Source organism: Enterobacter cloacae complex sp. P17RS (assembly GCF_014895885.1).
Classification (GTDB): Bacteria; Pseudomonadota; Gammaproteobacteria; order Enterobacterales; family Enterobacteriaceae; genus Enterobacter; species Enterobacter bugandensis.
Map to the genome: position 1 here is coordinate 1 of NZ_JADBQK010000006.1, position 25,239 is coordinate 25,239.

At 54.9% G+C, this 25,239-nt stretch carries 22 protein-coding genes; 11 read left to right on the plus strand and 11 right to left on the minus strand.

Annotation, left to right across the window (positions count from 1 at the left end; translation table 11 throughout):
• Window positions 1-222: 222 nt before the first annotated feature.
• The 4 genes from lpdA to pdhR all read right to left on the minus strand — a co-directional run bounded on the left by lpdA (window position 223) and on the right by pdhR (window position 7,287).
• Window positions 223-1,647, minus strand: a complete 1,425-nt coding sequence (gene lpdA / locus IM265_RS05600; RefSeq protein ID WP_023332094.1) for a dihydrolipoyl dehydrogenase — start codon at window positions 1,645-1,647, stop codon at window positions 223-225.
• Between the two features lie 175 nt (window positions 1,648-1,822).
• Entirely contained in the window at window positions 1,823-3,721 is a 1,899-nt protein-coding gene (gene aceF / locus IM265_RS05605) for a pyruvate dehydrogenase complex dihydrolipoyllysine-residue acetyltransferase (RefSeq protein ID WP_136486631.1), read from the minus strand.
• Window positions 3,722-3,735: 14 nt separating this feature from the next.
• A complete protein-coding gene (gene aceE, locus IM265_RS05610) occupies window positions 3,736-6,399 on the minus strand; it encodes a pyruvate dehydrogenase (acetyl-transferring), homodimeric type (protein ID WP_008501959.1) in 2,664 nt (887 codons plus the stop codon).
• A gap of 123 nt (window positions 6,400-6,522) precedes the next feature.
• Window positions 6,523-7,287 carry a pyruvate dehydrogenase complex transcriptional repressor PdhR gene (pdhR, locus tag IM265_RS05615; protein ID WP_006173806.1) on the minus strand — a complete coding sequence of 255 codons (765 nt, stop codon included), beginning with the start codon at window positions 7,285-7,287 and terminating at the stop codon, window positions 6,523-6,525.
• Window positions 7,288-7,550: 263 nt separating this feature from the next.
• On the opposite strand from pdhR, the gene IM265_RS05620 reads away from it, so the two are divergent.
• From IM265_RS05620 to IM265_RS05635, 4 genes are all read left to right on the plus strand, one after another.
• A complete protein-coding gene (locus IM265_RS05620) occupies window positions 7,551-7,778 on the plus strand; it encodes a hypothetical protein (protein ID WP_193030304.1) in 228 nt (75 codons plus the stop codon).
• Between the two features lie 46 nt (window positions 7,779-7,824).
• Complete coding sequence (aroP, locus tag IM265_RS05625; RefSeq protein WP_028015528.1) at window positions 7,825-9,195, plus strand: aromatic amino acid transporter AroP; 1,371 nt, start codon at window positions 7,825-7,827, stop codon at window positions 9,193-9,195.
• Between the two features lie 164 nt (window positions 9,196-9,359).
• A complete protein-coding gene (locus IM265_RS05630) occupies window positions 9,360-10,757 on the plus strand; it encodes a glycoside-pentoside-hexuronide (GPH):cation symporter (protein ID WP_136431061.1) in 1,398 nt (465 codons plus the stop codon).
• Window positions 10,758-10,767: 10 nt separating this feature from the next.
• The gene (locus IM265_RS05635; RefSeq protein ID WP_028015526.1) at window positions 10,768-11,718 is read left to right on the plus strand and encodes a family 43 glycosylhydrolase; all 951 of its coding nucleotides are present in this window, start codon (window positions 10,768-10,770) and stop codon (window positions 11,716-11,718) included.
• An 18-nt stretch (window positions 11,719-11,736) separates the two neighbouring features.
• On the opposite strand, the gene ampE is transcribed toward IM265_RS05635, so the two are convergent.
• On the minus strand, window positions 11,737-12,591 hold the full coding sequence (gene ampE, locus IM265_RS05640) for a beta-lactamase regulator AmpE (protein WP_041911235.1): 855 nt from the start codon (window positions 12,589-12,591) through the stop codon (window positions 11,737-11,739).
• Window positions 12,592-12,600: 9 nt separating this feature from the next.
• Window positions 12,601-13,152, minus strand: a complete 552-nt coding sequence (gene ampD, locus IM265_RS05645; RefSeq protein WP_193030254.1) for a 1,6-anhydro-N-acetylmuramyl-L-alanine amidase AmpD — start codon at window positions 13,150-13,152, stop codon at window positions 12,601-12,603.
• 87 nt (window positions 13,153-13,239) lie between these two features.
• Between ampD and nadC the strand changes: the two genes are divergently transcribed.
• From nadC to hofC, 4 genes are all read left to right on the plus strand, one after another.
• Window positions 13,240-14,133, plus strand: a complete 894-nt coding sequence (gene nadC / locus IM265_RS05650; protein WP_193030252.1) for a carboxylating nicotinate-nucleotide diphosphorylase — start codon at window positions 13,240-13,242, stop codon at window positions 14,131-14,133.
• A gap of 174 nt (window positions 14,134-14,307) precedes the next feature.
• Window positions 14,308-14,745 carry a prepilin peptidase-dependent pilin gene (gene ppdD, locus IM265_RS05655; RefSeq protein ID WP_193030250.1) on the plus strand — a complete coding sequence of 146 codons (438 nt, stop codon included), beginning with the start codon at window positions 14,308-14,310 and terminating at the stop codon, window positions 14,743-14,745.
• A gap of 10 nt (window positions 14,746-14,755) precedes the next feature.
• Window positions 14,756-16,138 carry a type II secretion system protein GspE gene (gene gspE, locus IM265_RS05660; protein WP_193030248.1) on the plus strand — a complete coding sequence of 461 codons (1,383 nt, stop codon included), beginning with the start codon at window positions 14,756-14,758 and terminating at the stop codon, window positions 16,136-16,138.
• On the plus strand, window positions 16,128-17,312 hold the full coding sequence (gene hofC / locus IM265_RS05665; RefSeq protein WP_193030246.1) for a protein transport protein HofC: 1,185 nt from the start codon (window positions 16,128-16,130) through the stop codon (window positions 17,310-17,312). Before gspE ends, hofC begins: the two co-directional genes overlap by 11 nt.
• A 41-nt stretch (window positions 17,313-17,353) precedes the next feature.
• Here hofC and IM265_RS05670 read toward each other — a convergent pair whose 3' ends face one another.
• Entirely contained in the window at window positions 17,354-18,397 is a 1,044-nt protein-coding gene (locus IM265_RS05670) for a GMP reductase (protein ID WP_028015519.1), read from the minus strand.
• A 228-nt stretch (window positions 18,398-18,625) separates the two neighbouring features.
• Between IM265_RS05670 and coaE the strand changes: the two genes are divergently transcribed.
• The 3 genes from coaE to yacG are packed head-to-tail and all read left to right on the plus strand — an operon-like array spanning window position 18,626 to window position 20,193.
• Entirely contained in the window at window positions 18,626-19,246 is a 621-nt protein-coding gene (gene coaE, locus IM265_RS05675) for a dephospho-CoA kinase (RefSeq protein ID WP_028015518.1), read from the plus strand.
• Window positions 19,246-19,989, plus strand: coding sequence for a cell division protein ZapD (zapD, locus tag IM265_RS05680; protein WP_028015517.1), 744 nt, complete (start codon window positions 19,246-19,248; stop codon window positions 19,987-19,989). Before coaE ends, zapD begins: the two co-directional genes overlap by 1 nt.
• A gap of 9 nt (window positions 19,990-19,998) precedes the next feature.
• Window positions 19,999-20,193 carry a DNA gyrase inhibitor YacG gene (yacG, locus tag IM265_RS05685; protein WP_028015516.1) on the plus strand — a complete coding sequence of 65 codons (195 nt, stop codon included), beginning with the start codon at window positions 19,999-20,001 and terminating at the stop codon, window positions 20,191-20,193.
• A 34-nt stretch (window positions 20,194-20,227) separates the two neighbouring features.
• On the opposite strand, the gene mutT is transcribed toward yacG, so the two are convergent.
• From mutT to lpxC, 4 genes are all read right to left on the minus strand, one after another.
• On the minus strand, window positions 20,228-20,620 hold the full coding sequence (gene mutT / locus IM265_RS05690; RefSeq protein ID WP_028015515.1) for an 8-oxo-dGTP diphosphatase MutT: 393 nt from the start codon (window positions 20,618-20,620) through the stop codon (window positions 20,228-20,230).
• 57 nt (window positions 20,621-20,677) lie between these two features.
• Complete coding sequence (gene secA / locus IM265_RS05695; RefSeq protein ID WP_049137746.1) at window positions 20,678-23,383, minus strand: preprotein translocase subunit SecA; 2,706 nt, start codon at window positions 23,381-23,383, stop codon at window positions 20,678-20,680.
• A 58-nt stretch (window positions 23,384-23,441) separates the two neighbouring features.
• Window positions 23,442-23,945, minus strand: coding sequence for a secA translation cis-regulator SecM (gene secM / locus IM265_RS05700; protein WP_028015513.1), 504 nt, complete (start codon window positions 23,943-23,945; stop codon window positions 23,442-23,444).
• Window positions 23,946-24,225: 280 nt separating this feature from the next.
• Window positions 24,226-25,143 (minus strand): UDP-3-O-acyl-N-acetylglucosamine deacetylase, encoded by a 918-nt coding sequence (lpxC, locus tag IM265_RS05705; protein WP_006810110.1) that lies wholly within the window; start codon window positions 25,141-25,143, stop codon window positions 24,226-24,228.
• Window positions 25,144-25,239 lie beyond the last annotated feature (96 nt).

The window sequence follows — 25,239 nt, forward strand, 5'->3', positions numbered from 1 at the left end:
CCCTTTAAATATTATGTCAAACCGCTAAATCAATTTTTAGAATATTTTTCAAAAAGATATTGATATGAATTTTATATAATAATAATAAATATTGAACTCTAAAACATTTACCTAACAAATAACCGTTAAATGAAGCGCTGAATATTTAATTATATATTAATAACTAAGAATAAAATTAAAAAAAACGCCTCCGAAGGAGGCGCTTAGCAATCACAACAAAACTTATTTCTTCTTCGCTTTCGCGTTTGGCAGGTCGGTAATGCTACCTTCAAACACTTCAGCCGCCAGGCCCACGGACTCGTGCAGAGTCGGGTGCGCGTGGATGGTCAGCGCGATGTCTTCCGCGTCACAGCCCATTTCGATAGCCAGACCGATTTCACCCAGCAGCTCACCGCCGTTGGTACCGACAATCGCACCACCGATTACGCGGTGAGTCTCTTTGTCGAAGATCAGTTTGGTCATACCGTCTGCGCAGTCGGAAGCGATAGCACGGCCAGAAGCAGCCCACGGGAAGGTGGCGGTTTCGTAGCTGATGCCTTTCTCTTTCGCTTCTTTCTCGGTCAGACCGACCCATGCAACTTCTGGCTCGGTGTACGCGATAGATGGGATCACTTTCGGATCGAAGTAGTGCTTCATGCCGGCGATAACTTCAGCGGCAACGTGACCTTCGTGAACGCCTTTGTGCGCCAGCATTGGCTGACCGACGATGTCGCCGATAGCAAAGATGTGCGGCACGTTGGTGCGCAGCTGTTTGTCAACGCGGATGAAGCCACGGTCGTCCACTTCCACGCCAGCTTTGCCCGCGTCGAGATTTTTACCGTTCGGTACACGACCGATAGCCACCAGCACGGCGTCGTAACGCTGTGGTTCGGATGGGGCTTTTTTGCCTTCCATGGAAACGTAAATACCGTCTTCTTTCGCTTCAACGGCAGTCACTTTGGTTTCCAGCATCAGGTTAAACTTCTTGCTGATGCGCTTGGTGAAGACTTTAACGATGTCTTTGTCAGCAGCCGGGATAACCTGGTCGAACATTTCAACCACGTCAATGTCTGAACCCAGCGCATGGTACACGGTACCCATTTCCAGACCGATGATACCACCGCCCATAACCAGCAGACGCTTAGGAACGGTTTTCAGCTCCAGGGCATCAGTGGAATCCCACACGCGTGGATCTTCATGTGGAATGAATGGCAGTTCGATTGGGCGAGAGCCTGCCGCGATGATCGCGTTGTCGAAGTTGATAACGGTTTTGCCGTTTTCGCCTTCCACTTCCAGGGTGTTCGCACCGGTGAATTTACCCAGACCGTTAACCACTTTGACCTTACGGCCTTTCGCCATACCCGCCAGACCGCCGGTCAGCTGAGTGATAACTTTCTCTTTCCAGGTACGGATTTTGTCGATATCGGTTTTTGGCTCGCCGAAGACGATACCGTGTTCAGCCAGCGCTTTGGCTTCTTCGATAACTTTCGCTACGTGCAGCAGCGCTTTAGAAGGGATACAGCCGACGTTCAGACAAACACCGCCGAGGGTGCTGTAACGCTCTACGATGACGGTTTCCAGACCTAAATCCGCTGCACGAAATGCTGCGGAGTAACCTGCCGGGCCTGCCCCAAGTACTACGACCTGAGTTTTGATTTCTGTGCTCATCATGACCTCTTAGTTTATACCCGTCGTCCACCGGGTCGTTCTATCCGCCCGCAGTTTACAAAATTGTTAACAATTTTGAAACAACAAACGGCTCACGAATTGTCGCTTTCACCAATAACCTCATAAACACCATGAGATTATCAGAAAAAAGCCGGCCGACTGGCCGGCTTTTCGATTACATCACCAGGCGGCGAATGTCGCTCAGCATGTTGTTGATGATGGTGATGAAACGCGCACCATCAGCCCCGTCGATCACGCGGTGGTCGAAGGACAGAGAGATTGGCATCATCAGACGCGGCACGAACTCTTTGCCATTCCACACCGGCTCCATCGCGGACTTGGACACACCGAGGATAGCCACTTCCGGCGCGTTCACAATCGGCGCGAAGTGGGTGGTACCCAGGCCGCCGATGCTGGAGATCGTGAAGCAGCCGCCCTGCATTTCGCCGGCAGTCAGCTTACCATCACGCGCTTTCTTGGAGATGGTGGTCAGTTCACGGGACAGCTCGGTAATGCTCTTCTTGTTCACGTCTTTGAAGACCGGAACAACCAGACCATTTGGCGTATCAACCGCAACACCGATGTTGATGTATTTCTTCAGCGTCAGCTTCTGGCCGTCTTCGGACAGGGAGCTGTTGAAGCGTGGCATCTGTTCCAGAGCCGCAGCAACCGCCTTCATGATGAAGACCACTGGGGTGAATTTCACGTCCAGCTTACGCTTCTCGGCTTCGGCGTTCTGCTGTTTACGGAACGCTTCCAGATCGGTGATATCGGTCTTATCGAAGTGCGTAACGTGCGGGATCATCACCCAGTTACGGCTCAGGTTAGCACCCGAGATTTTCTGGATACGGCCCAGTTCAACTTCTTCGATCTCGCCGAACTTGCTGAAGTCCACTTTCGGCCATGGCAGCATGCCCGGGATACCGCCGCCAGCGGCTGCCGCAGGTGCAGCTTCGGCGCGTTTCACCGCGTCTTTCACGTAGGCCTGAACGTCTTCGCGCAGGATACGACCCTTACGGCCGGTACCTTTCACTTTCGCCAGGTTCACACCGAACTCGCGCGCCAGGCGACGAATCAGCGGAGTCGCGTGGACGTAAGCGTCGTTTTCAGCGAACTCTGATTTTTCTGCTTTTGCAGCAGGGGCAGCGGCAGGTTTAGCAGCCTGAGCCGGTGCAGCAGCCGGTGCTGGAGCAGCCGCGGCAGCCGGAGCTGCGGCAGGCGCAGCGCCTTCCACTTCGAAGACCATGATCAGGGAGCCGGTAGACACTTTGTCGCCAGTGCTGATTTTGATCTCTTTAACGGTACCGGCGAACGGCGCAGGCACTTCCATGGAAGCCTTGTCGCCTTCAACGGTGATCAGTGACTGTTCAGCGGCAACTTTGTCGCCCACTTTTACCATCACTTCGGTGACTTCAACTTCGTCACCGCCGATGTCCGGTACGTTAACGTCTTTCGCACCGCCAGCAGCGGCTGGTGCAGCGGCCGGAGCCGGAGCAGCGGCCTGTGCAGGCGCGGCAGCAGGTGCAGCACCCGCCACTTCGAAGATCATGATAAGCGACCCGGTAGACACTTTGTCGCCGGTGTTGATCTTGATCTCTTTTACTGTACCGGCGAATGGCGCTGGTACTTCCATAGAGGCTTTGTCGCCTTCTACGGTGATCAGTGACTGCTCGGCCGCAACGGTATCGCCCACTTTCACCAGGATTTCAGTGACTTCAACTTCGTCACCGCCGATGTCAGGCACGTTCACTTCTTTCGCTGCCGCGGCAGCTGCTGGAGCAGCGGCGGCCGGAGCGGCTTCTTTCTTCTCTTCCTGCGCAGGTGCAGCTGCTGCTGCACCGTCGGCGGAATCGAAAATCATGATCAGTTTGCCAGTCTCGGTTTTATCGCCAACGGAGACTTTGATCTCCTTAACGATGCCAGCCTGAGGAGACGGGACTTCCATAGAGGCTTTATCGCCTTCTACGGTGATCAGCGACTGTTCAGCTTCAACTTTGTCGCCCACTTTGACCAGGATCTCGGTGATTTCAACTTCATCAGCCCCGATGTCCGGCACTTTGATTTCGATAGCCATTATTCTTTTACCTCTTACGCCAGACGCGGGTTAACTTTTTCTGCATCGATGTTGAATTTGGTAATTGCGTCCGCAACCACTTTCTTATCGATTTCGCCACGTTTAGCCAGTTCGCCCAGTGCTGCTACAACCACGTAAGAAGCATCAACTTCGAAGTGGTGACGCAGGTTTTCGCGGCTGTCAGAACGACCGAAGCCATCAGTACCCAGAACGCGATAATCATCAGCTGGAACGTAAGTACGAACCTGCTCAGCGAACAGTTTCATATAGTCAGTGGACGCCACCGCTGGCGCGTCGTTCATCACCTGAGCGATGTACGGAACGCGTGGGGTTTCCAGTGGGTGCAGCATGTTCCAGCGCTCACAATCCTGGCCATCACGCGCCAGTTCGGTGAAGGAAGTCACAGAGTACACGTCGGAACCCACGCCGTAGTCTTTCGCCAGGATCTGCGCTGCTTCACGAACGTGACGCAGGATAGAACCGGAGCCCAGCAGCTGAACTTTACCTTTGCTACCTTCAATGGTTTCGAGTTTGTAGATACCTTTACGGATACCTTCCTCGGCACCTGCTGGCATTGCCGGCATGTGGTAGTTTTCGTTCAGGGTGGTGATGTAGTAGTAAATGTTCTCTTGCGCTTCACCGTACATGCGCTGCAGACCGTCATGCATGATGACAGCAACTTCGTACGCGTAAGACGGGTCGTAAGAGATACAGTTAGGAATAGTCAGAGACTGAATGTGGCTGTGGCCATCTTCGTGCTGCAGACCTTCACCGTTCAGGGTCGTACGACCTGAAGTACCACCGATCAGGAAGCCGCGAGCCTGCTGGTCGCCTGCCTGCCAGCACAGGTCACCGATACGCTGGAACCCGAACATGGAGTAGTAGATGTAGAACGGAATCATCGGCAGGTTGTTGGTGCTGTATGAAGTCGCAGCAGCCAGCCAGGATGCGCCTGCGCCCAGCTCGTTGATACCTTCCTGCAGAATCTGACCTTTCTCGTCTTCTTTGTAGTATGCAACCTGCTCACGGTCCTGCGGGGTGTACTGCTGGCCGTTCGGGCTGTAAATACCGATCTGACGGAACAGACCTTCCATACCGAAAGTACGCGCTTCGTCGGCGATGATTGGCACCAGACGATCTTTGATCGACTTGTTCTTCAGCATCACGTTCAGGGCACGAACGAAAGCGATAGTGGTAGAGATCTCTTTGTTCTGCTCTTCCAGCAGCTGAGAGAAGTCTTCCAGCGCTGGCAGTTCCAGCTTCTCGGTGAAGTTAGGCTGACGAGCTGGCAGGTAGCCTTTCAGCGCCTGACGACGTTCGTGCAGGTACTTGTGCTCTTCAGAGCCTTCCGGGAAGGTGATGTAAGACAGGTTTTCTACCTGCTCATCGGTCACTGGAACGTTGAAACGGTCGCGGATATAGCGCACGCCGTCCATGTTCATTTTCTTAACCTGGTGAGCGATGTTTTTACCTTCTGCGGTATCACCCATGCCGTAACCTTTGATGGTGTGGGCCAGGATTACAGTCGCTTTACCTTTGGTTTCACGCGCTTTTTTCAGTGCAGCGTAAATTTTCTTCGGATCGTGACCACCGCGGTTCAGGGCCCAGATCTGCTCGTCAGTCCAGTCGGCAACCAGCGCTGCGGTTTCTGGATATTTACCGAAGAAGTGCTCACGCACGTAGGCACCGTCTTTGGATTTGAAGGTCTGGTAGTCGCCGTCAACGGTTTCGTTCATCAGCTGGATCAGTTTACCGCTGGTGTCTTTACGCAGCAGTTCGTCCCAACGGGAACCCCACATGACTTTGATCACGTTCCAGCCAGCACCTGCGAAGATGCCTTCCAGTTCGTTGATGATCTTGCCGTTACCGGTTACCGGACCATCCAGACGCTGCAGGTTACAGTTGATGATGAAGCACAGGTTGTCCAGCTTCTCACGGGTTGCGATGGTGATCGCACCTTTAGATTCTGGCTCATCCATTTCGCCGTCGCCCAGGAAGGCGTAAACGGTCTGCTCAGAGGTGTCTTTCAGACCACGGTGTTCCAGATACTTCAGGAATTTAGCCTGGTAGATCGCACCGATTGGGCCCAGACCCATAGATACGGTCGGGAACTGCCAGAATTCAGGCATCAGTTTAGGGTGCGGATAAGAAGACAGACCTTTACCGTGAACTTCCTGACGGAAGTTGTTCATCTGCTCTTCAGTCAGACGACCTTCCAGGAATGCACGTGCATAGATGCCCGGAGAGATGTGGCCCTGGAAGTACACCAGATCGCCGCCGTCTTTCTCGTTCGCTGCACGGAAGAAGTGGTTGAAGCACACTTCGTAAACGGTCGCAGAAGACTGGAAGGACGCCATGTGGCCACCCAGTTCCAGGTCTTTCTTGGACGCGCGCAGAACGGTCATGATGGCGTTCCAGCGGATTGCAGAACGGATACGACGTTCCAGATCCAGATTGCCCGGGTATTCCGGTTCGTCTTCAACGGCAATCGTGTTTACGTAGTTGCTAGCCCCTGCACCTGAAGCAACCTTCACGCCGCCTTTGCGGGCTTCAGAAAGCAGCTGATCAATCAGATACTGAGCGCGCTCAACACCTTCTTCACGGATGACCGATTCGATCGCCTGTAGCCAGTCGCGAGTTTCGATCGGATCCACGTCATTTTGGAGACGTTCTGACATGGGGGTATTCCTTATCTATCTAATACGTTGATTTGTCTGGAACCTGTCCCATTGTGCTCTTGGGCAAGAACACAATAAGACAGGTTCTGCGTTTAGTTGCCGCGCTCTAAAAGTACCTGGCGCTTAATCCTTTCGTTGCTGTATGCGGCGTAATGAACGTTCGCGACGCGATTGTTCACGGCTGCGGTCCAGCAAGATTTCCTCAATGAAAGCCAGGTGACGGTGCGACGCTTCGCGCGCCTGCTCCGGCTCCCCGGCCATTATCGCCTCGAATACTCGGGTGCGATGGTTGCTTACCAGCGGGAGCATCTCCCGACGGGCATACAACAATTCAAAATTCTGACGAACGTTCTGGGCCAGCATCGGCTCCATGCAGCGTAGCAGATGGAGGAGCACCACGTTGTGTGCCGCTTCGGTGACGGCGATTTGATACTGGACAACGGCGCTGGACTCGGCGTCTAAATCGCCGGACTGCTGTGCCCGTTCAATGGCCTGATGCAGTTCGCGGATACGCACGCGATCTTCATCAGTGCTGCGAAGGGCGGCGTAATAGGCCGCAATACCTTCAAGCGCGTGACGGGTCTCAAGCAGGTCAAACTGGGATTCTGGGTGGTCAGAGAGAAGTTCTACCAGCGGATCGCTGAAGCTCTGCCACAGGCTGTTTTGCACAAAGGTTCCGCCGCCCTGGCGACGAAGCAGCAAGCCCTTTGCTTCGAGGCGTTGAATCGCCTCACGCAGAGAGGGACGTGAAACGTCGAACTGTTTTGCCAGCTCGCGTTCTGGCGGAAGTTTCTCACCCGGGCGCAGAGTCCCTTCGAGGATTAAAAACTCCAGCTGCTGCTCAATCACATCAGATAGTTTTGGTTGGCGAATTTTGCTGTAGGCCATATTCCCTGTCTTACGCCTTTTTGCCCGGAGTCAATTGGTCTTACCAATTTCTAGTTCGTATCGCTAAAGTAACAAAGTATTCACCTTCTGTCCATATTGGTTTTGATTGAAATCAGTAAACCCTGCACATTTTAACAACCTTACAGAAATAACGTTTCAGAAATGTAACTTTGCACAAATGAGTTGATTACTCCCAAAGAGGGAGTTTTAACCATAATGAAACGAGGGTTTTTGCAATCTGAAGCGATTCAACATGGCAAATAATGAAAATTCGCCCACTTAAGAAGCATTTCTATTCTATAGGTTGGATTAGGAAGAATAAGCGGGCCGATTTACAAATGCTTTCTTTTTATTCAAGTCGTCAGCATCCCTTCATAAAGCAGGTGCATTCGCAGGCGCTTACCACTATTCTGGCGCTTACGGAAGTCATCTCCGCTTTTTTCGGTTTGTTTAACCGTAAAGAAATAAATACAGAATATGGACTTTCATAATTACACACGCACAGCGTGAACATAACAACCACACACGAGGTTTCAAATGGAAGCTCAACAGCACGGCGATCAGCTAAAGCGCGGACTTAAAAACCGCCATATACAGCTCATCGCACTGGGCGGTGCGATTGGTACCGGCCTGTTTCTGGGCAGCGCATCCGTTATCCAGTCAGCCGGTCCGGGTATTATTTTGGGTTATGCGATTGCGGGTTTCATTGCTTTTCTGATCATGCGCCAGCTTGGCGAAATGGTCGTTGAAGAGCCGGTCGCAGGCTCGTTCAGCCACTTTGCCTATAAATACTGGGGCAGCTTTGCGGGCTTCGCCTCCGGCTGGAACTACTGGGTGCTGTACGTTCTGGTTGCTATGGCCGAGCTGACCGCCGTCGGGAAGTACATTCAGTTCTGGTATCCGGAGATCCCCACCTGGGCGTCTGCTGCAGCCTTCTTCGTGATTATCAACGCCATTAACCTGACCAACGTAAAAGTATTCGGCGAGATGGAGTTCTGGTTTGCCATTATCAAAGTCATTGCCGTTGTGGCGATGATCATCTTCGGTGGCTGGCTGCTGTTCAGCGGCAACGGCGGCCCGCAGGCTACCGTGCGTAACCTCTGGGAACAGGGCGGCTTCCTGCCTCACGGCATGACCGGTCTGGTGATGATGATGGCGATCATCATGTTCTCCTTCGGCGGCCTGGAGCTGGTGGGTATTACCGCCGCCGAAGCCGATAACCCGGAGCAAAGCATTCCGAAAGCCACAAATCAGGTTATCTACCGTATTCTGATCTTCTATGTGGGCTCACTGGCCGTGCTGCTCTCCCTGTTGCCGTGGACGCGCGTGACCGCTGACACCAGCCCGTTTGTTCTCATCTTCCACGAGCTGGGCGATACCTTTGTCGCCAACGCCCTGAACATCGTGGTGCTGACCGCAGCGCTCTCCGTTTACAACAGCTGCGTATACTGCAACAGCCGTATGCTGTTCGGCCTGGCCCAGCAGGGCAACGCGCCGAAGATGCTGCTCAACGTGGATAAACGCGGCGTGCCGGTGAATACCATCATTGTTTCAGCCATCGTGACCGCGCTGTGCGTGCTGATTAACTACATGGCACCGGAATCGGCGTTTGGCCTGCTGATGGCGCTGGTAGTCTCCGCTCTGGTTATCAACTGGGCGATGATCAGCCTGGCGCACATGAAGTTCCGCCGCGCGAAACAGCAGCAGGGCGTCACCACGCGCTTCCCTGCCCTGCTCTATCCGCTGGGTAACTGGATTTGCCTGCTGTTTATGGCGGCCGTGCTGGTGATCATGCTGATCACGCCGGGCATGGCGATTTCCGTCTACCTGATCCCGGTCTGGATTGCGATCCTTGGCGTTGGCTATCTCTTCAGCCAGAAAAGCCGTAATGCCATGAAGGCGCACTAAACCTCTCGCCGCGGCACCTGTTTTTGCGGGTGCCGCGCGTTGTTACCTCCTTCACACTTTCACGCCAACAGCACATTTATCCATATCACCGCCCTGATACTGCAACGCATATATTCCTTTGCCAGCGAATAATTCTCCCCATACCGTAAACCGGAGAGCTGTCGATGGATAACAACAAACTGTCAGTAAAAGAAAAGATCGGCTATGGGATGGGCGACGCGGGATGCAACATCATCTTCGGCGCCATCATGCTGTTTGTTAACTATTTCTATACGGATATTTTTGGCCTGGCGCCTGCGCTGGTCGGCGTGCTGCTGCTGTCCGTCCGCGTGATTGACGCCGTAACGGACCCGATCATGGGGGCGATTGCCGACCGTACCCGCAGTAAATATGGCCGGTTTCGTCCATGGCTGCTGTGGATTGCGTTCCCCTACGCGCTGTTCAGCATTCTGATGTTCACCACCCCGGAGTGGAGCTATAACAGCAAAGTTATCTATGCGTTTGTCACCTACTTCCTGCTCTCGTTAACCTATACGGCCATCAACATCCCTTACTGCTCGTTAGGTGGAGTGATCACCAACGATCCAAAAGAGCGCGTGGCCTGCCAGTCGTATCGCTTCGTGCTGGTCGGCATCGCCACGCTGCTGCTCTCCTTAACGCTGCTGCCGATGGCCGACTGGTTTGGCGGGGATAACAAAGCCAAAGGCTACCAGATGGCGATGACCGTCCTGGCACTGATTGGTACCTGTATGTTCCTGTTCTGCTTCGCCACCGTGCGCGAGCGCGTGCGTCCGGCAGTGCAAACCAACGACGAACTGAAAAACGACCTGAAAGACGTGTGGAAAAACGACCAGTGGGTGCGCATTTTGCTGCTGACGCTGTGCAACGTCTGCCCGGGCTTTATCCGCATGGCGGCGACCATGTATTACGTCACCTGGGTGATGGGCCAGAGCACCCACTTCGCCACGCTGTTTATCAGCCTGGGCGTTGTCGGCATGATGCTTGGCAGCGTGCTGGCAAAAGTGCTGACCGACCGCTGGTGTAAGCTGAAGGTCTTCTTCTGGACCAATATCGTGCTGGCGATTTTCTCCTGCGCCTTTTATTTCTTCGACCCGAAAGCCACCGTTACCATCGTGGTGCTCTACTTCCTGCTGAACATCCTGCACCAGATCCCGTCTCCGCTGCACTGGTCGCTGATGGCCGATGTGGACGACTACGGCGAGTGGAAAACCGGGAAACGCATCACCGGGATCAGTTTCTCGGGTAACATCTTCTTCCTGAAGCTGGGCCTGGCGATTGCCGGTGCAATGGTCGGCTTCCTGCTCTCCTGGTACGGTTATGACGCGGGCGCAAAAGCGCAAAGCGCGGACGCCATCAACGGGATCGTGCTGCTCTTTACCGTCATTCCGGGCATTGGATACTTAATTACCGCTGGGGTGGTACGTCTGCTGAAGGTGGACCGCGAAACCATGAAGCAGATCCAGGCCGATCTGGAAAAGCGCCGTACCAACTACCGCGAACTGAACGACTATCAGGAACTCAAAGCCGCTGAGACTAAATAAGGAAAGCCGCATGCATAACTGGCCAAACCCGTTTATCGAACAACGCGCCGACCCGTACATTTTACGCCATGAGGGACAGTACTATTTTATTGCCTCCGTGCCGCAGTACGACAGGCTGGCGATCCGCCGCGCGGACTCGCTGGAAGGACTACGCGACGCTGAAGAGGTGGTGGTCTGGCGCAAACCCGAGACCGGCCCGATGAGCCAGCTAATCTGGGCGCCAGAACTGCACCACATTGACGGAAAGTGGTACATCTATTTTGCCGCGACGCACACCCAGGCGCTCGACGCGCTCGGGATGTTCCAGCACCGCATGTTTGCGATTGAGTGTGCGGACCGCGATCCGCTCAGCGGTACCTGGATCGAGAAAGGGCAAATCAACACCCCGTTCGACACCTTCGCCCTGGACGCCACCACCTTTGTTCATCAGGGCAAACGCTGGTACCTGTGGGCGCAAAAAGCCCCGGATATTTCCGGCAACTCTAACCTCTATCTGTGTGAAATGGAGAACCCGTGGACGCTGAAAGGCGAGCCGGTGATGCTCAGCAAGCCAGAATACGACTGGGAATGCCGTGGTTTCTGGGTCAACGAAGGTCCGGCGGTGCTGGTTCACGGCGATAAGCTGTTTATCAGCTACTCCGCCAGCGCCACCGATGAGAACTACTGCATGGGATTACTGTGGATAGACCTGAACGCCGATCCGCAAAACCCGGCAAACTGGCACAAATCCCCTCGCCCGGTTTTCGTCACCAGCTACGAGAACCGCCAGTACGGGCCAGGCCACAACAGCTTTACGCAAACGCCGGAAGGGGAAGATGTATTGGTATACCACGCAAGAAATTACACCGAAATTGAAGGCGATCCGCTTTACGATCCGAACCGTCATACTCGCCTGAAGCTTGTCCGCTGGGACGAAAACGGGATGCCTGATTTCGGCATCCCGCCTGCGGATACGTTATAGCGTCTGCGGCGCGCTGGGTTACACCAGCGTGCCGTAAATCGTCAGCAGCGCCACAATCACCACCACCACAAACGAGGTTTTCTTCGCCATGGAGACGGCGGCTTTTGGCGTTTCGATCTTGTCGGTATGCGGTTCGCGCGCCAGCGAGAACTGCGCCAGGCGCGTCAACACCTGGTACTGGGACGTATGGCGGTCCCCAAGAGAAGCGAACCATGCGGGCAGCGCTTTTTCACCGTGGCCAATTAAGGCGTACACCACGCCCACCAGACGCACCGGAAGCCAGTCGAGCACGTGCAGGATGGCATCAATGCCGGACAGCAAACGCTCATGCGGCGTCAGATAACGGGCAAGCCAGGTCTGCCAGGCGCGCAGGAACGAATAGCCCATCAGCAGTACCGGCCCCCAGGGGCCGCCCACCACAAACCAGAACAGCGGAGCAAGGTAGTAGCGGAAGTTAATCCACAGCAGCGCGTTTTGCAGCTCGCGCAGGAACTCGCGCTCGTCGCAGTCCGGCGGCACGCCGTGGATCATCGTCAGCTCGCTCGCCATCGCGCCGCGCGCGTGGGCATCGTCACGGGAGGCGGCTTTCAGGTAGGCGTGATAGTGCAAACGCACCTTGCCCGCACCAATGCACAGCACGCCGAGCAGGATCCACACCACCAGCAGCGGCACGTTGAAAAAGAGTCCGTACAGCGAGCGCAGCAGCAGGAAGGTAATCAGCATGACGCCCGCCATCATCAGCAGCGTGCGCAGCATGGAAAAGTGCTTGATGCGGCGGAATAACACCTCCAGCCGGTGATCCAGTTGCCAGTGCTCGCCGAGCTTGAACAGGCGTTCAGCGATGATAACCAGCAGCATGGTAAACAACGTCATGGTATCTCCTTATTCTGACGACGCGGCAAGCATGGCGCGAAACCGCGGCCAGTCAAATGCCGGGCCGGGATCGGTTTTTCTCGCCGGAGCGATATCGCTGTGCCCGGTAATATTGTCGGCGATTGCCGGGTAGAGTCCGATAAGCGTGTGGGTAATAGCAACCAGCTGCTGATACTGGGCATCGGTGTAGGGGGTAGTATCCGTGCCTTCCAGCTCAATCCCAATCGAGAAATCGTTGCACCGGTCGCGCCCGTCATACATCGATACCCCGGCATGCCAGGCGCGCTTATCAAAAGGAACATACTGAACCACCTCACCATCACGGCGAATCAGGCAGTGAGCCGACACGCGCAGATGCGCAATCTCAGCGAAGAAGGGATGAGCATTGGGATCTATCGTTCCCGTGAATAACGCATCGATCCACGGGCCGCCAAACTCACCCGGCGGGAGGCTAATATTATGAACCACCAGCAGTGTGGGCTTTTCATCCTCCGGGCGGCAGTCGTGGTGCGGCGAGGGCACATGCCGCACATCCACCAGCCATCCGTTTTCTAACAACATGCTGGAACTCCTTCTGTATGGTGCAATGACTCGGTTCAGAGTAGCATGTTTCAATATTATGATTCGTTACCAATTTGGAGTTTTATCATGCCGCCTCGCCGCTACAACCCCGACCACCGACGTGAAGCGCTTCTGGAACGTATTAATATGGATATTCCGGCAAGCGTCGCCCATGCGTTGAAAGAAGACCTGGGGGGTGACGTTAACGCCGATAAAGATATTACCGCACAATTGTTGCCAAAAGAGACACGCTCGCACGCGGTCATTATCACCCGTGAGGAGGGCGTTTTCTGCGGCAAGCGTTGGGTTGAAGAGATCTTTACTCAGCTGGCGGGTGACGATGTACAGGTGACATGGCACGTTGATGATGGTGATGCGGTGACCGCCAATCAGCCGCTGTTCGAGCTGGACGGTCCTTCCCGCGTATTACTGACCGGCGAGCGTACCGCGCTCAATTTTGTCCAAACGCTCTCTGGCGTCGCCAGTGAAGTGCGCCGCTACGTTGACCTGCTGGCCGGCACCCGTACCCAACTGCTGGATACCCGCAAAACGCTGCCGGGCCTGCGCACTGCGCTGAAGTACGCGGTGCTCTGCGGCGGCGGCGCAAACCATCGTCTGGGCCTGTCCGATGCTTTCCTGATTAAAGAGAACCACATTATTGCTTCTGGCTCCGTGCGTCAGGCGGTGGAAAAGGCCTTCTGGCTGCATCCGGATGTGCCGGTTGAGGTGGAAGTTGAAAGCCTGGAAGAGCTGGAGCAGGCGATCAAGGCCGGGGCCGATATCATCATGCTCGATAACTTCGAGACGGAGCAGATGCGCGAGGCGGTGAAACTGACCAACGGCCGGGCCCAGCTTGAAGTGTCCGGAAACGTCACTTTCGAGACGATCCGTGAGTTTGCCGAAACCGGCGTGGATTACATCTCCGTTGGCGCGCTGACCAAGCACGTTCGCGCCCTCGATCTCTCAATGCGCTTCAAATAACGCACGCTCCCCTCTCTGCCCGGAGAGGGGAATTTCAGCCTCGCTCGCAAATCCATTATCCTTCTCTGCAACACGGAATGAATTCTCTGAAGCTCCTTTCTCGTTCTCTTTTTTGCCCCTCGTTTCTGCCCTGTCCCGCTGACAAAGTAGCGCCACTTTGCATAAGGAGCAGATATGGACAGACAACAAGGATTCACACTCATTGAGCTGATGGTGGTCATTGGCATCATTGCGATTCTGAGCGCCATCGGCGTTCCCGCCTATCAGAACTACCTGCGTAAAGCAGCCCTCACCGATATGCTGCAAACTTTCGTTCCCTATCGCACTGCCATTGAGCTTTGCGCGCTCGATCGCGGCGGCGTGGAGAGCTGCGATGCCGGCAGTAACGGTATTCCCTCTCCTGCCACGACGCGTTACGTTTCAGAAATGAGCGTGGCGAAAGGGATCGTGACCTTAACAGGCCAGGAGAGCCTGAACGGGCTGACGGTAACCATGACGCCGCAGTGGAGCAACGGCAACGGTATGACGGGCTGGACGCGTGACTGCAATATCAGTACTGACAGCGCGCTTAAGCAGGCCTGCGAAGACGTCTTCCGCTTCGACACTAACTAAGGAGCGGATAATGAACACCGATCAACTCGTGGCGCTTTGTTTTCGCCACCATGCCCTGCTGCTCACCAGCGACAGCGACATGATTAGCATCGCCGTCGTGGGAACCCCCGCGCCTGAACTGATGGAGGCCCTGCGCTTCGCGACCCAGAAGCGGATTGATATCGAATGCTGGAGCGCTGAACGCATGGAAAAGCACCGGCAGTTAACCGCGCAATCGCATCTGCCCGTCGTTTCGCAACCCCACTCCGCGGTGGACATCCTCAACCACACGCTGCAGCAGGCAGTAAACCAGCGCGCGTCTGACATCCATATCGAACCAATGGAGCACGCGTGCCAAATCCGCTTACGTATCGACGGGGTACTTTATCCGCAGCCTCTCCTTTCCGCCGCGCTGGCGACGATGCTCAGCGCTCGGTTAAAAGTGCTGGGTAATCTGGATATTGCGGAACGGCGCTTGCCGCAGGACGGTCAGTTTACGATTGAGCTGACAAACGAGCCGGTCTCGTTTCGTATCGCCACGCTTCCCTGCAACGGCGGTGAGAAAATTGTGCTGCGTTTGCTACATCAGGTTCAGCAGGCGCTGGAGCCGAACGCGCTTGGCATGAGCGCTAAACAGCTGGCCTGTTTTAATGAGGTACTCCACCAGCCTCAGGGGCTAATTCTGGTCACCGGCCCGACGGGCAGCGGCAAAACCGTAACGCTCTACAGCGCGCTGCAGGCGCGTAACACCCCTGACGTCAACATCTGCAGCGTGGAGGATCCCATCGAGATCCCGCTTGCGGGGTTAAATCAGACGCAGGTTAACCCCCGCGCGGGCTTAACATTCCAGAGCGTACTGAGAGCGCTGCTCCGTCAGGATCCGGACATCATTATGGTAGGGGAAATTCGCGATGGTGAAACGGCAGAAATCGCCATTAAAGCCGCGCAGACCGGGCATCTGGTATTGTCGACGCTGCACACCAACTCGACGACGGAAACCCTCATTCGTCTGGAGCAGATGGGCGTGGCGCGCTGGATGATCTCTTCAGCTCTTTCGATGGTGATTGCCCAGCGGCTGGTTCGGCGCCTTTGCCCGCACTGCCGACAGAAAACAGGGGAGCATACGGACCTGCCGCGCTCGGTTTGGCCGCGGCAACTTCCTCGCTGGCAGCCTGCAGGCTGCGATCGTTGTTATCATGGTTTTTACGGGCGCGTGGCCATTTTTGAAGTACTTGCGATCGATAATCCCCTGCGCCTGGCTATTGCCAGCGGGGCAGGCACCGAGGTGATTGAAGCCAGCGCCCGACAGGCTGGACTCATCTCGCTGTTTGAACACGGCTGCATGGCCGTTGAACAAGGGATGACCACGCTTGAAGAGTTAGTGCGTGTTCTGGGTATGCCCGATGACTGCTAATCAACTCTGGCGCTGGCGAGCAATCTCCGCTGAAGGAGAACCCCGAAACGGGGTACTCTGGGCCACCGACCGCAACGCAGCCTTCACCAGGCTGATGCGTAACGACCTCCATCCTCTGGCCCTGACCCGATGCGCTCAAAGGCACCGCTGGCGTCCACATCACTGCTACGAGATGTTTCGTCAGCTCGCAACGCTTCTGCAGGCCGGGCTGCCGCTCGCGCATAGTCTGCAAATGCTGGCAGACCAACATCCAGTAGAACCGTGGCGGGGGCTACTGCAAAACGTTGCCGATGAACTCAGTGAAGGCTGTCCTTTTTCTGAGGCGCTCAAACGGTGGCCAGCGGTCTTTAGCCCACTGCATATCTCAATGGTGAAAACCGGAGAGCTAACGGGGAAGCTTGAAGCGTGCTGCCGAGAGCTTGCAGAGCAGCAAAAAGCGCAGCAGCAGCTCAGCGCGAAGGTGAAAAAAGCGCTGCGCTACCCGGCGATCGTCCTGACGCTGGCCGTGCTCGTCGTGCTGGCAATGGTCACCCTGGTTTTGCCCGAATTTGCCGCGATCTACAAAACCTTTAATACCCCGCTTCCGGCGCTGACGCAAATTGTTATGGGGATAGCCGCGTTTATGCAGTCATATGCCCTTGCGCTGTTCGCGATGCTGCTTGTTCCCGTAACCGCAGCCTGGCCTCTGCGACACCATCCTCGCTGGCAGCGTATTCTGCTGAGTTTTCCCGTAATGGGAGCGCTGGCGAGAGGGCAAAAGCTGGGGCAGATCTTCACCGTGCTGTCGCTCACGCAGCAGGCGGGCATTGCATTCTTACAGGGGCTTGAAAGTGCAGAAGAGACTGTTGAAAGCCGGTACTGGCAGGGAATACTCCGCAGCATACGCGAGAACATTGAAAAAGGTCTCCCCGTCTGGTCGTCCTTTCAGAAGGCGGCAATGTTTACCCCGCTCTGTATTCAGCTTTTACGAACCGGCGAGATGTCAGGTTCGCTGGACGTCATGCTGGCAAACCTTGCTCGCCATCACACGGAACAGACCTTTCAACGTGCAGACAACCTGGCGGCGCTTCTGGAGCCACTGCTCCTGGTTGTTACGGGGGTTATCATCGGCACGCTGGTGGTGGCAATGTATCTGCCGATTTTCCATCTGGGTGATGCGATGAGCGCGGGGTAGTGCAGTAGCGCTGGCGCACAAGCATGCGCCAGCGAAAGCCATTACAGGCTATTGAAAACGCGGTTTTCCTGCTCCTGAACGCGAATAAACGTTGTGCGTTTCGTCAGCTCTTTCAGGCGGGATGCACCCACGTAGGTACAGGCTGAACGCAGGCCGCCCAGGATGTCGCGCGCGGTGTTTTCAACCGGGCCGCGCAGAGGCAGCTTCACGGTTTTGCCTTCTGCCGCACGGTATTTAGCCACGCCACCGACGTGGCGGGTCATCGCGGATTCAGAGCTCATACCGTAGAACAGCATGAATTTCTCGCCGTTCTCTTCCACCACGGTGCCGCCGCTCTCTTCGTGGCCTGCCAGCATACCGCCGAGCATGACGAAGTCCGCGCCGCCGCCAAAGGCCTTTGCGACATCGCCCGGCATGGTGCAACCGCCGTCGCTGATGATCTGGCCGCCCAGGCCGTGCGCCGCGTCGGCACATTCAATGACCGCGGAAAGCTGCGGATAACCAACTCCGGTCTTGACGCGCGTGGTGCATACGGAGCCCGGGCCAATGCCCACTTTCACGATGTCGGCACCGGAGAGGATCAGCTCTTCACACATTTCACCGGTCACCACGTTACCCGCGATGATAGTTTTGGTCGGCCAGGCTTCGCGCGCCTTGCTGACGAACTGCACGAAGTGCTCGGAGTAACCGTTCGCCACATCAATACAAACGAAGCTAAGCGCCGGGTTGGCATTCAGGATCTGTTTGGTTTTCTCGAAATCGGCGTCGGAAGTACCGGTGGAAACCATCACGTGCTTCACCACGTCAGCAGAGGCGGACGCAACAAACGCATTCCACTCTTCAGGAGTGTAGTGCTTGTGGACTGCAGTAAGAATATCGAACTGAGCCAGCGCCGTTGCCATCTCAAAGGTACCGACTGTATCCATGTTGGCAGCAATGATTGGCACGCCAGACCACGTCTGACCGGAGTGTTTAAAGGTGAATTGACGTTCGAGTTCAACGTCTGAGCGACTTTTCAGTGTAGAGCGTTTAGGGCGGATAAGAACGTCTTTGAAACCTAACTTCAGATCTTCTTCGATACGCATGTGCGGATTCCTGGGGTTAGAGGCAAATATGTTAAAAGCACAACTCCAGTGACGCTATCATACGCACTAATACCTGCTCCGCAAGACTGCGAAATTCTCTTTTTTTACGCTACAATCCTATAAATTTACCTGGTAAAAAGCCGGTAAAGAGAATCAAACAATTACTGTCGCACGTTTGTTTTTTAAGCAACTGATTTCCATAATGAATAATTCCCAGGATTTGATTTAATGGGGTATATCGTCGCAGTAACCGGCGGCATCGGTAGTGGCAAAAGTACCGTTGCGGACGCGTTTTCTCGTCTCGGCATCGCGATTATTGATGCTGATATTATTGCCCGTCAGGTGGTAGAGCCCAATACACCCGCGCTAAAGGCCATCGCCGACCATTTCGGTCAGGCAATCATCAATGCCGATGGCACACTGAACCGCCGTCAGCTTCGCGAATATATTTTTTCCGATTCTGCGGAAAAAGCCTGGCTTAATGCCCTGCTCCACCCCATTATCCACCAGGAAACTCAGCGTCAGATAGCCGCAGCCCGCTCGCCCTATGTCCTGTGGGTGGTTCCGCTCCTGGTAGAAAATCAGCTGCATAAGAAAGCTAATCGGGTATTGGTGATTGATGTCACACCCGAGACGCAAATCCAGCGAACCATGACGCGCGACCACGTCTCGCGTGAACATGCTGAACAAATTCTTGCCGCTCAGGCCACTCGCGCTCAGCGCCTTGCCGTTGCGGATGATGTTATTGATAATAACGGCGCACCAGATGCCATTGCATCGGATGTTGCCCGCCTGCACGAGCAGTATCTAACCTTCGCCGCGCAGGCCGTTGCACAGGAAAAACCATAATGTCGACTCACATCCTTTTTGAGCACCCGCTTAATGAAAAAATGCGTACCTGGCTGCGCATTGAATTTCTCATCCAACAGCTTTCACAACATCTGCCTGTTAACGATCATGCCACGGCGTTGCACTTCTTTCGCAACGTAGGCGATCTGCTGGATGTGATTGAACGTGGCGATGTCCGCACGGAGCTGTTGAAAGAGCTGGAGCGCCAGCAGCGTAAATTACAGGCCTGGGCCGAAGTACCGGGCGTGGATCAAAGTCGAATTGACGCCTTACGCCAGCAGTTGAAAAACAGCAGCACGACGCTGATGGCCGCGCCGCGCGTTGGGCAATATTTACGAGAAGACCGTTTGATAGCGCTGGTGCGCCAGCGCCTGAGCATACCGGGCGGTTGCTGTAGCTTTGATCTGCCAACGCTGCATATGTGGCTGCATATGCCGCAGGAACAGCGCGATCGCCAGGTAAACAGCTGGCTGGGTAGCCTGGAGCCGATGAATCAGACGCTATCGCTGATCCTCGATCTTGTGCGTAACTCTGCCCCGTTCCGCAAGCAAACCAGTCTCAACGGTTTTTATCAGGACAACGGCGACGACGCCGATCTTCTGCGTCTAAATTTGTCGCTTGGCGAGCAGCTTTATCCGCAAATTTCCGGGCATAAAAGCCGTTTCGCGATCCGCTTTATGCCGCTGGACAGTGAAAATGGCACCGTGCCGGAACGCCTCGATTTTGAACTGGCCTGTTGTTAAGGAGTGCAAATGTCTGACGTCACCACCGTAAACTGCCCAACCTGTGGGAAAACTGTCGTCTGGGGAGAAGTGAGTCCGTTTCGCCCGTTCTGCTGCAAGCGCTGTCAGCTCATTGATCTGGGCGAATGGGCGGCGGAAGAGAAACGAATTCCGAGCGAAGGCGACCTCTCGGATAGCGATGACTGGAGCGAAAGCCAGCAGTAACGTTCAAAGCCTGCTGGCGATTCGTTCGGCAGGCCTACATGTTTGTCGCTAAGCGGCGGATCACAGGCTCATTGGCTGGCGGGAATTTGTCGGCATCACTGACCTGAAGTTCAACCCAGTTACCCGGCTGTCCCTCTTTTCCCCAGGGTTCACCTTCCCAGCTTTCCACCAGCCAGAACCACAGCGTGATGTGCCTGTCGGGAAACTGATACTCCAGCTTATCGAACAGCGTGGCGCCAAGCGGGGTAATCCCCACCTCTTCCTGCAGCTCACGCACCAGCGCCTCTTCCGGCGTTTCTCCTGATTCGATTTTCCCGCCCGGAAACTCCCACTTGTTCGCCATATGGGCGTCAGCAGCGCGCTGAGTGATGAAGATTTGGTTTTGCGGGTTGCGAATAATCCCGACGGCAATTTGCAGTATTTTCATAGCGTCACTTCCATAAAAAAGGCGCAGATATCTGCGCCTTTTCAGTTAGTTATGTTCTTAGCTCAGGCGGCCGTGGCACGCCTTGTATTTTTTACCGGAACCACACGGGCACGGATCGTTACGACCGACTTTACGATCGCCGGTCTGCGCGGCGATCGCTGCTGCGGCTTCGCTTTCGTCAGTCTGGTGGCTCAGCTGCTGCATCTGCGCCAGACGCTCAGCTTCTTCACGGCGCTGCTGCTCCATCGCTTCCACTTCTTCCGGCATGCGCACCTGAACCTTGCTCAGGGTGCTGATCACTTCGTACTTCAGTGACTCCAGCATAGAGGCAAACATTGAGAAGGATTCACGCTTGTATTCCTGCTTCGGATCTTTCTGCGCATAGCCGCGCAGGTGGATACCCTGACGCAGGTAGTCCATCGCCGCCAGGTGCTCTTTCCACAGGGAGTCCAGCGTCTGCAGCATCACGCCTTTTTCGAAGTGACGCATCATCTCAGCGCCAACCACTTCTTCCTTACGCTTATAAACCTCCAGCGCGGTTTCAAAGATACGTTCGCGCAGGGTCTCTTCATGCAGCTCAGGCTCTTTGTCCAGCCACTCTTTGATTGGCAGATCGAGATCGAAGTCGTTTTTCAGACGTTCCTGCAGGCCTTCAACGTCCCACATCTCTTCCAGAGACTGCGGTGGAATATGCGCGTCGATGGTGGCTTTGAACACATCTTCGCGGATGCTGTTGATGGTTTCGCTCACGTCGGACACGTCCAGCAGTTCGTTACGCTGGGTGTAGATCGCGCGACGCTGATCGTTGGCCACGTCATCATATTCCAGCAGCTGCTTACGAATATCGAAGTTGCGGCTTTCCACTTTACGCTGGGCGTTAGCGATCGCTTTAGTCACCCATGGGTGCTCAATGGCTTCACCAGGCTTCATGCCCAGCTTACGCATCATGCCGGACACGCGGTCGGAGGCGAAAATACGCATCAGCGCATCTTCCATAGACAGGTAGAAGCGGGAAGAACCGGCATCACCCTGACGGCCCGCACGGCCGCGCAGCTGGTTGTCGATACGACGAGATTCGTGACGCTCGGTACCGATGATGTGCAGACCACCGGATGCCAGCACCGCGTCGTGACGCACCTGCCAGTCGGCTTTGATCTGCTCGATCTGCTCTGGCGTTGGGTTTTCCAGCTCAGCGACTTCAGCCTGCCAGCTACCGCCGAGCATAATATCGGTACCACGACCCGCCATGTTGGTGGCGATGGTCACGGCTCCCGGATAGCCCGCCTGAGCAACAATGTCCGCTTCTTTAGCGTGGAACTTGGCGTTCAGAACGTTGTGCTTGATGCCTGCTTTGGTCAGCTCATTAGAAACCACCTCGGATTTCTCGATGGAGATGGTCCCCACCAGAACCGGCTGACCATTGGCAGTACGGTCGCGAATATCTTCGATGATCGCCTGAATTTTTTCCGCTTCGGTCATGTACACCAGGTCCGGCATATCCTTACGGATCATCGGACGGTTGGTTGGCACCACCACGGTATCCAGCTTGTAGATGGAGCTGAATTCAAACGCTTCGGTATCTGCGGTACCGGTCATCCCCGCCAGCTTCTCATACAGACGGAAGTAGTTCTGGAAGGTGATGGATGCCAGCGTCTGGTTTTCGTTCTGGATATCCACGCCTTCTTTCGCTTCAACGGCCTGATGCAGACCATCAGACCAGCGACGACCCTGCATGGTACGGCCGGTGTGTTCATCGACAATGATGACTTCGCCGTCTTTCACGATGTAGTCAACGTCGCGGGTGAACAGCGCGTGGGCGCGCAGCGCGGCGGTCACGTGGTGCATCAGCATGATGTTGCTCGGAGAGTACAGAGACTCACCTTCTTCCATAATGCCTTCAGCCACCAGCAGCTCTTCGATTTTCACCAGACCGCGTTCGGTCAGGTTCACCTGGCGCGCTTTTTCATCTACGGAGAAGTGGCCTTCACCCTGGAAGGTATCGGAGTCTTCTTTCTCCTGACGCAGCAGGTGTGGAATGATTTTGTCGACTTTACGGTACATGTCAGAGCTGTCTTCGGCCGGGCCGGAGATGATCAGCGGGGTACGCGCTTCATCGATCAGAATGGAGTCAACCTCATCCACCAGCGCATAGTGCAGCTTACGCTGGACGCGCTCTTCCGGGCTGAACGCCATGTTGTCGCGCAGGTAGTCGAAGCCGTATTCGTTGTTGGTTCCGTAGGTGATGTCTGCGTTGTAGGCTTCGCGCTTGGCGGGTGCCGGCAGTCCGGACATGTTGATGCCGACGGTCATGCCGAGGAATTCGAACAGCGGACGGTTGTTTTCGGCATCACGCTGGGCCAGATAGTCGTTGACGGTAACGACGTGAACGCCTTTACCGGTCAGTGCATTCAGGTAAGCCGGCAACGTTGCGGTCAGGGTTTTACCTTCACCGGTACGCATTTCCGCGATGCAGCGTTCGTTAAGCACCATACCGCCCAGCAATTGAACGTCGAAGTGACGCATGCCGAACACACGTTTACTCGCTTCACGCACAACGGCGAAAGCTTCCGGGATCAGGCTCTCTAAGGTTTCGCCTTTTTCCAGGCGTGCGCGGAACTCCGCGGTTTTCGCCTTCAGCTCATCATCAGAGAGCTTCTCCATCGCCGGTTCCATACCGTTGATGATGTTTACAGCTTTGCGCATACGGCGCAGGGTACGATCGTTACGACTACCAAAAACTTTGGTTAATAATTTGATTAGCATAATAAATTCTCAAACGCCCCAGACGGGCAGATAAATTAAGGTATTGAAAAAGGTTAATTTAGCTGAGGCGTTGAGGCCCGGCACGGATGCCGTGAACCTGGCTAATCCAGGTTGAAACAGAGAATGATACAGGAGGAACAAACCAGGTTTGCGCCGTCTGACTCACGGTCACGGGCGGCTGGTTATCCTGCGTCAGAAGCGCATTAAGCGTATCGAGCAGGGCAAGATGCTGAGCCTGAACCGGCAGCGATTCTTCAGCAACAGGCATCGTCTGCGGCGCCATCGCGAACGACAGATGACGAATAACCGTGCGGATGGCGTGCTGCTGCCAGTAATCAACGGAGAAATTAGGACGACGGCTGGCTTCAAGCCACGCGAGATTAGTAAAGTTAACCCGCGTCGAGAGATCGTGTTTAGTTGTCGTGGAACGTGCTGGCGTCGCCGCTTCCGCACTGTTGCTGAGCGCAGGCAAGCCGAAACTCGCCGCGACCATCCCTAATAAGAGATGCGGCCAGAAGTAACGTCTGCCAAATTGTCGCCAGCGCGTCAGTATTCCGCTCACTTGCTCCACCACAATCGCCCGCCAGTGCAGGCTGAGTTCAATTATTCTTTTTTAGCGCCCAGATATTACCACTAAAGCCAATACGCAGCAGCAGGAATGACACCTTGCAGCAGGTAAAAACGGTCAATAATGCAGCGAACACACCGTTATTCGGCACCCGACAATGGCCAGGGAGTAGAGGGGCAAATCAAAGAAGGGCAGAAATAAAAACGACTGGCTTCCCTGGTCGGAGAGAGTACCAGGTGAACCAGTCGCTTTTCTTACGATACGGCGTTAACCGTTACGCCAGGACCATAGTCGGTGCTTTGAACGCCAGCGGCAGTTCCGCTTCGTCTTCAAAGGTCACATATTCCCAGGCTTCCTGTTTTGCCAGGACGGCCTGCAACAATTTGTTGTTCAGTGCATGACCGGATTTGAACGCGGTAAATGCACCAATGATGTTGTGACCACACATGAACAGGTCGCCGATCGCATCCAGCATTTTGTGACGAACGAATTCATCTTCAAAACGCAGGCCGTCTTCGTTCAGTACGCGATAATCGTCAACAACGATGGCACAATCGAAGCTGCCGCCCAGGCACAGGCCGCGGGACTGCAGATATTCGATATCACGCATGAAGCCAAACGTACGTGCGCGGCTGATCTGGCGCATAAACGCATCAGCAGAGAAGTTCATCGCGTAGCGCTGGGTGCTGGAATCAATCGCCGGATGGTTAAAGTCGATGGTAAAGTCCAACGAGAAACCATTGTACGGTTTGAATTCAGCCCACTTGTCGCCATCTTCGACGCGAACGGTCTCTTTGATGCGAACAAATTTCTTCGCACAGTTCAGTTCTTCGATGCCGGCATCCAGCAACAGATAAACGAACGGCGCAGCACTACCATCCATAATCGGGATTTCTGGCGCATCGACTTCAACAATAATGTTGTCGATACCCAGACCCGCCAGGGCGGCGTTCAGGTGCTCTACGGTAGAAATCCGCACGTCATGCTCGTTCACCAGACAAGTACAGAGCATTGTATCACGCACAGATTTGGCATCGGCCGGAAAATCTACCGGTGGATTCAAGTCGGTGCGACGATAGATGACCCCGGTATTGGCCGGCGCAGGGCGTAACGTCAGTGTGACTTTCTTGCCGGTATGTAAACCGACACCCGTCGCCTGAACGATACGTTTAAGTGTCCTTTGTTTGATCATCGTATAATCTCGCCAAATTAACTATCCAACCGAGAGTGTATATCACTAACGGTGGGCCAGTTTAGCACAAAGAGCGCAAATCCCCAAATTCCAGCC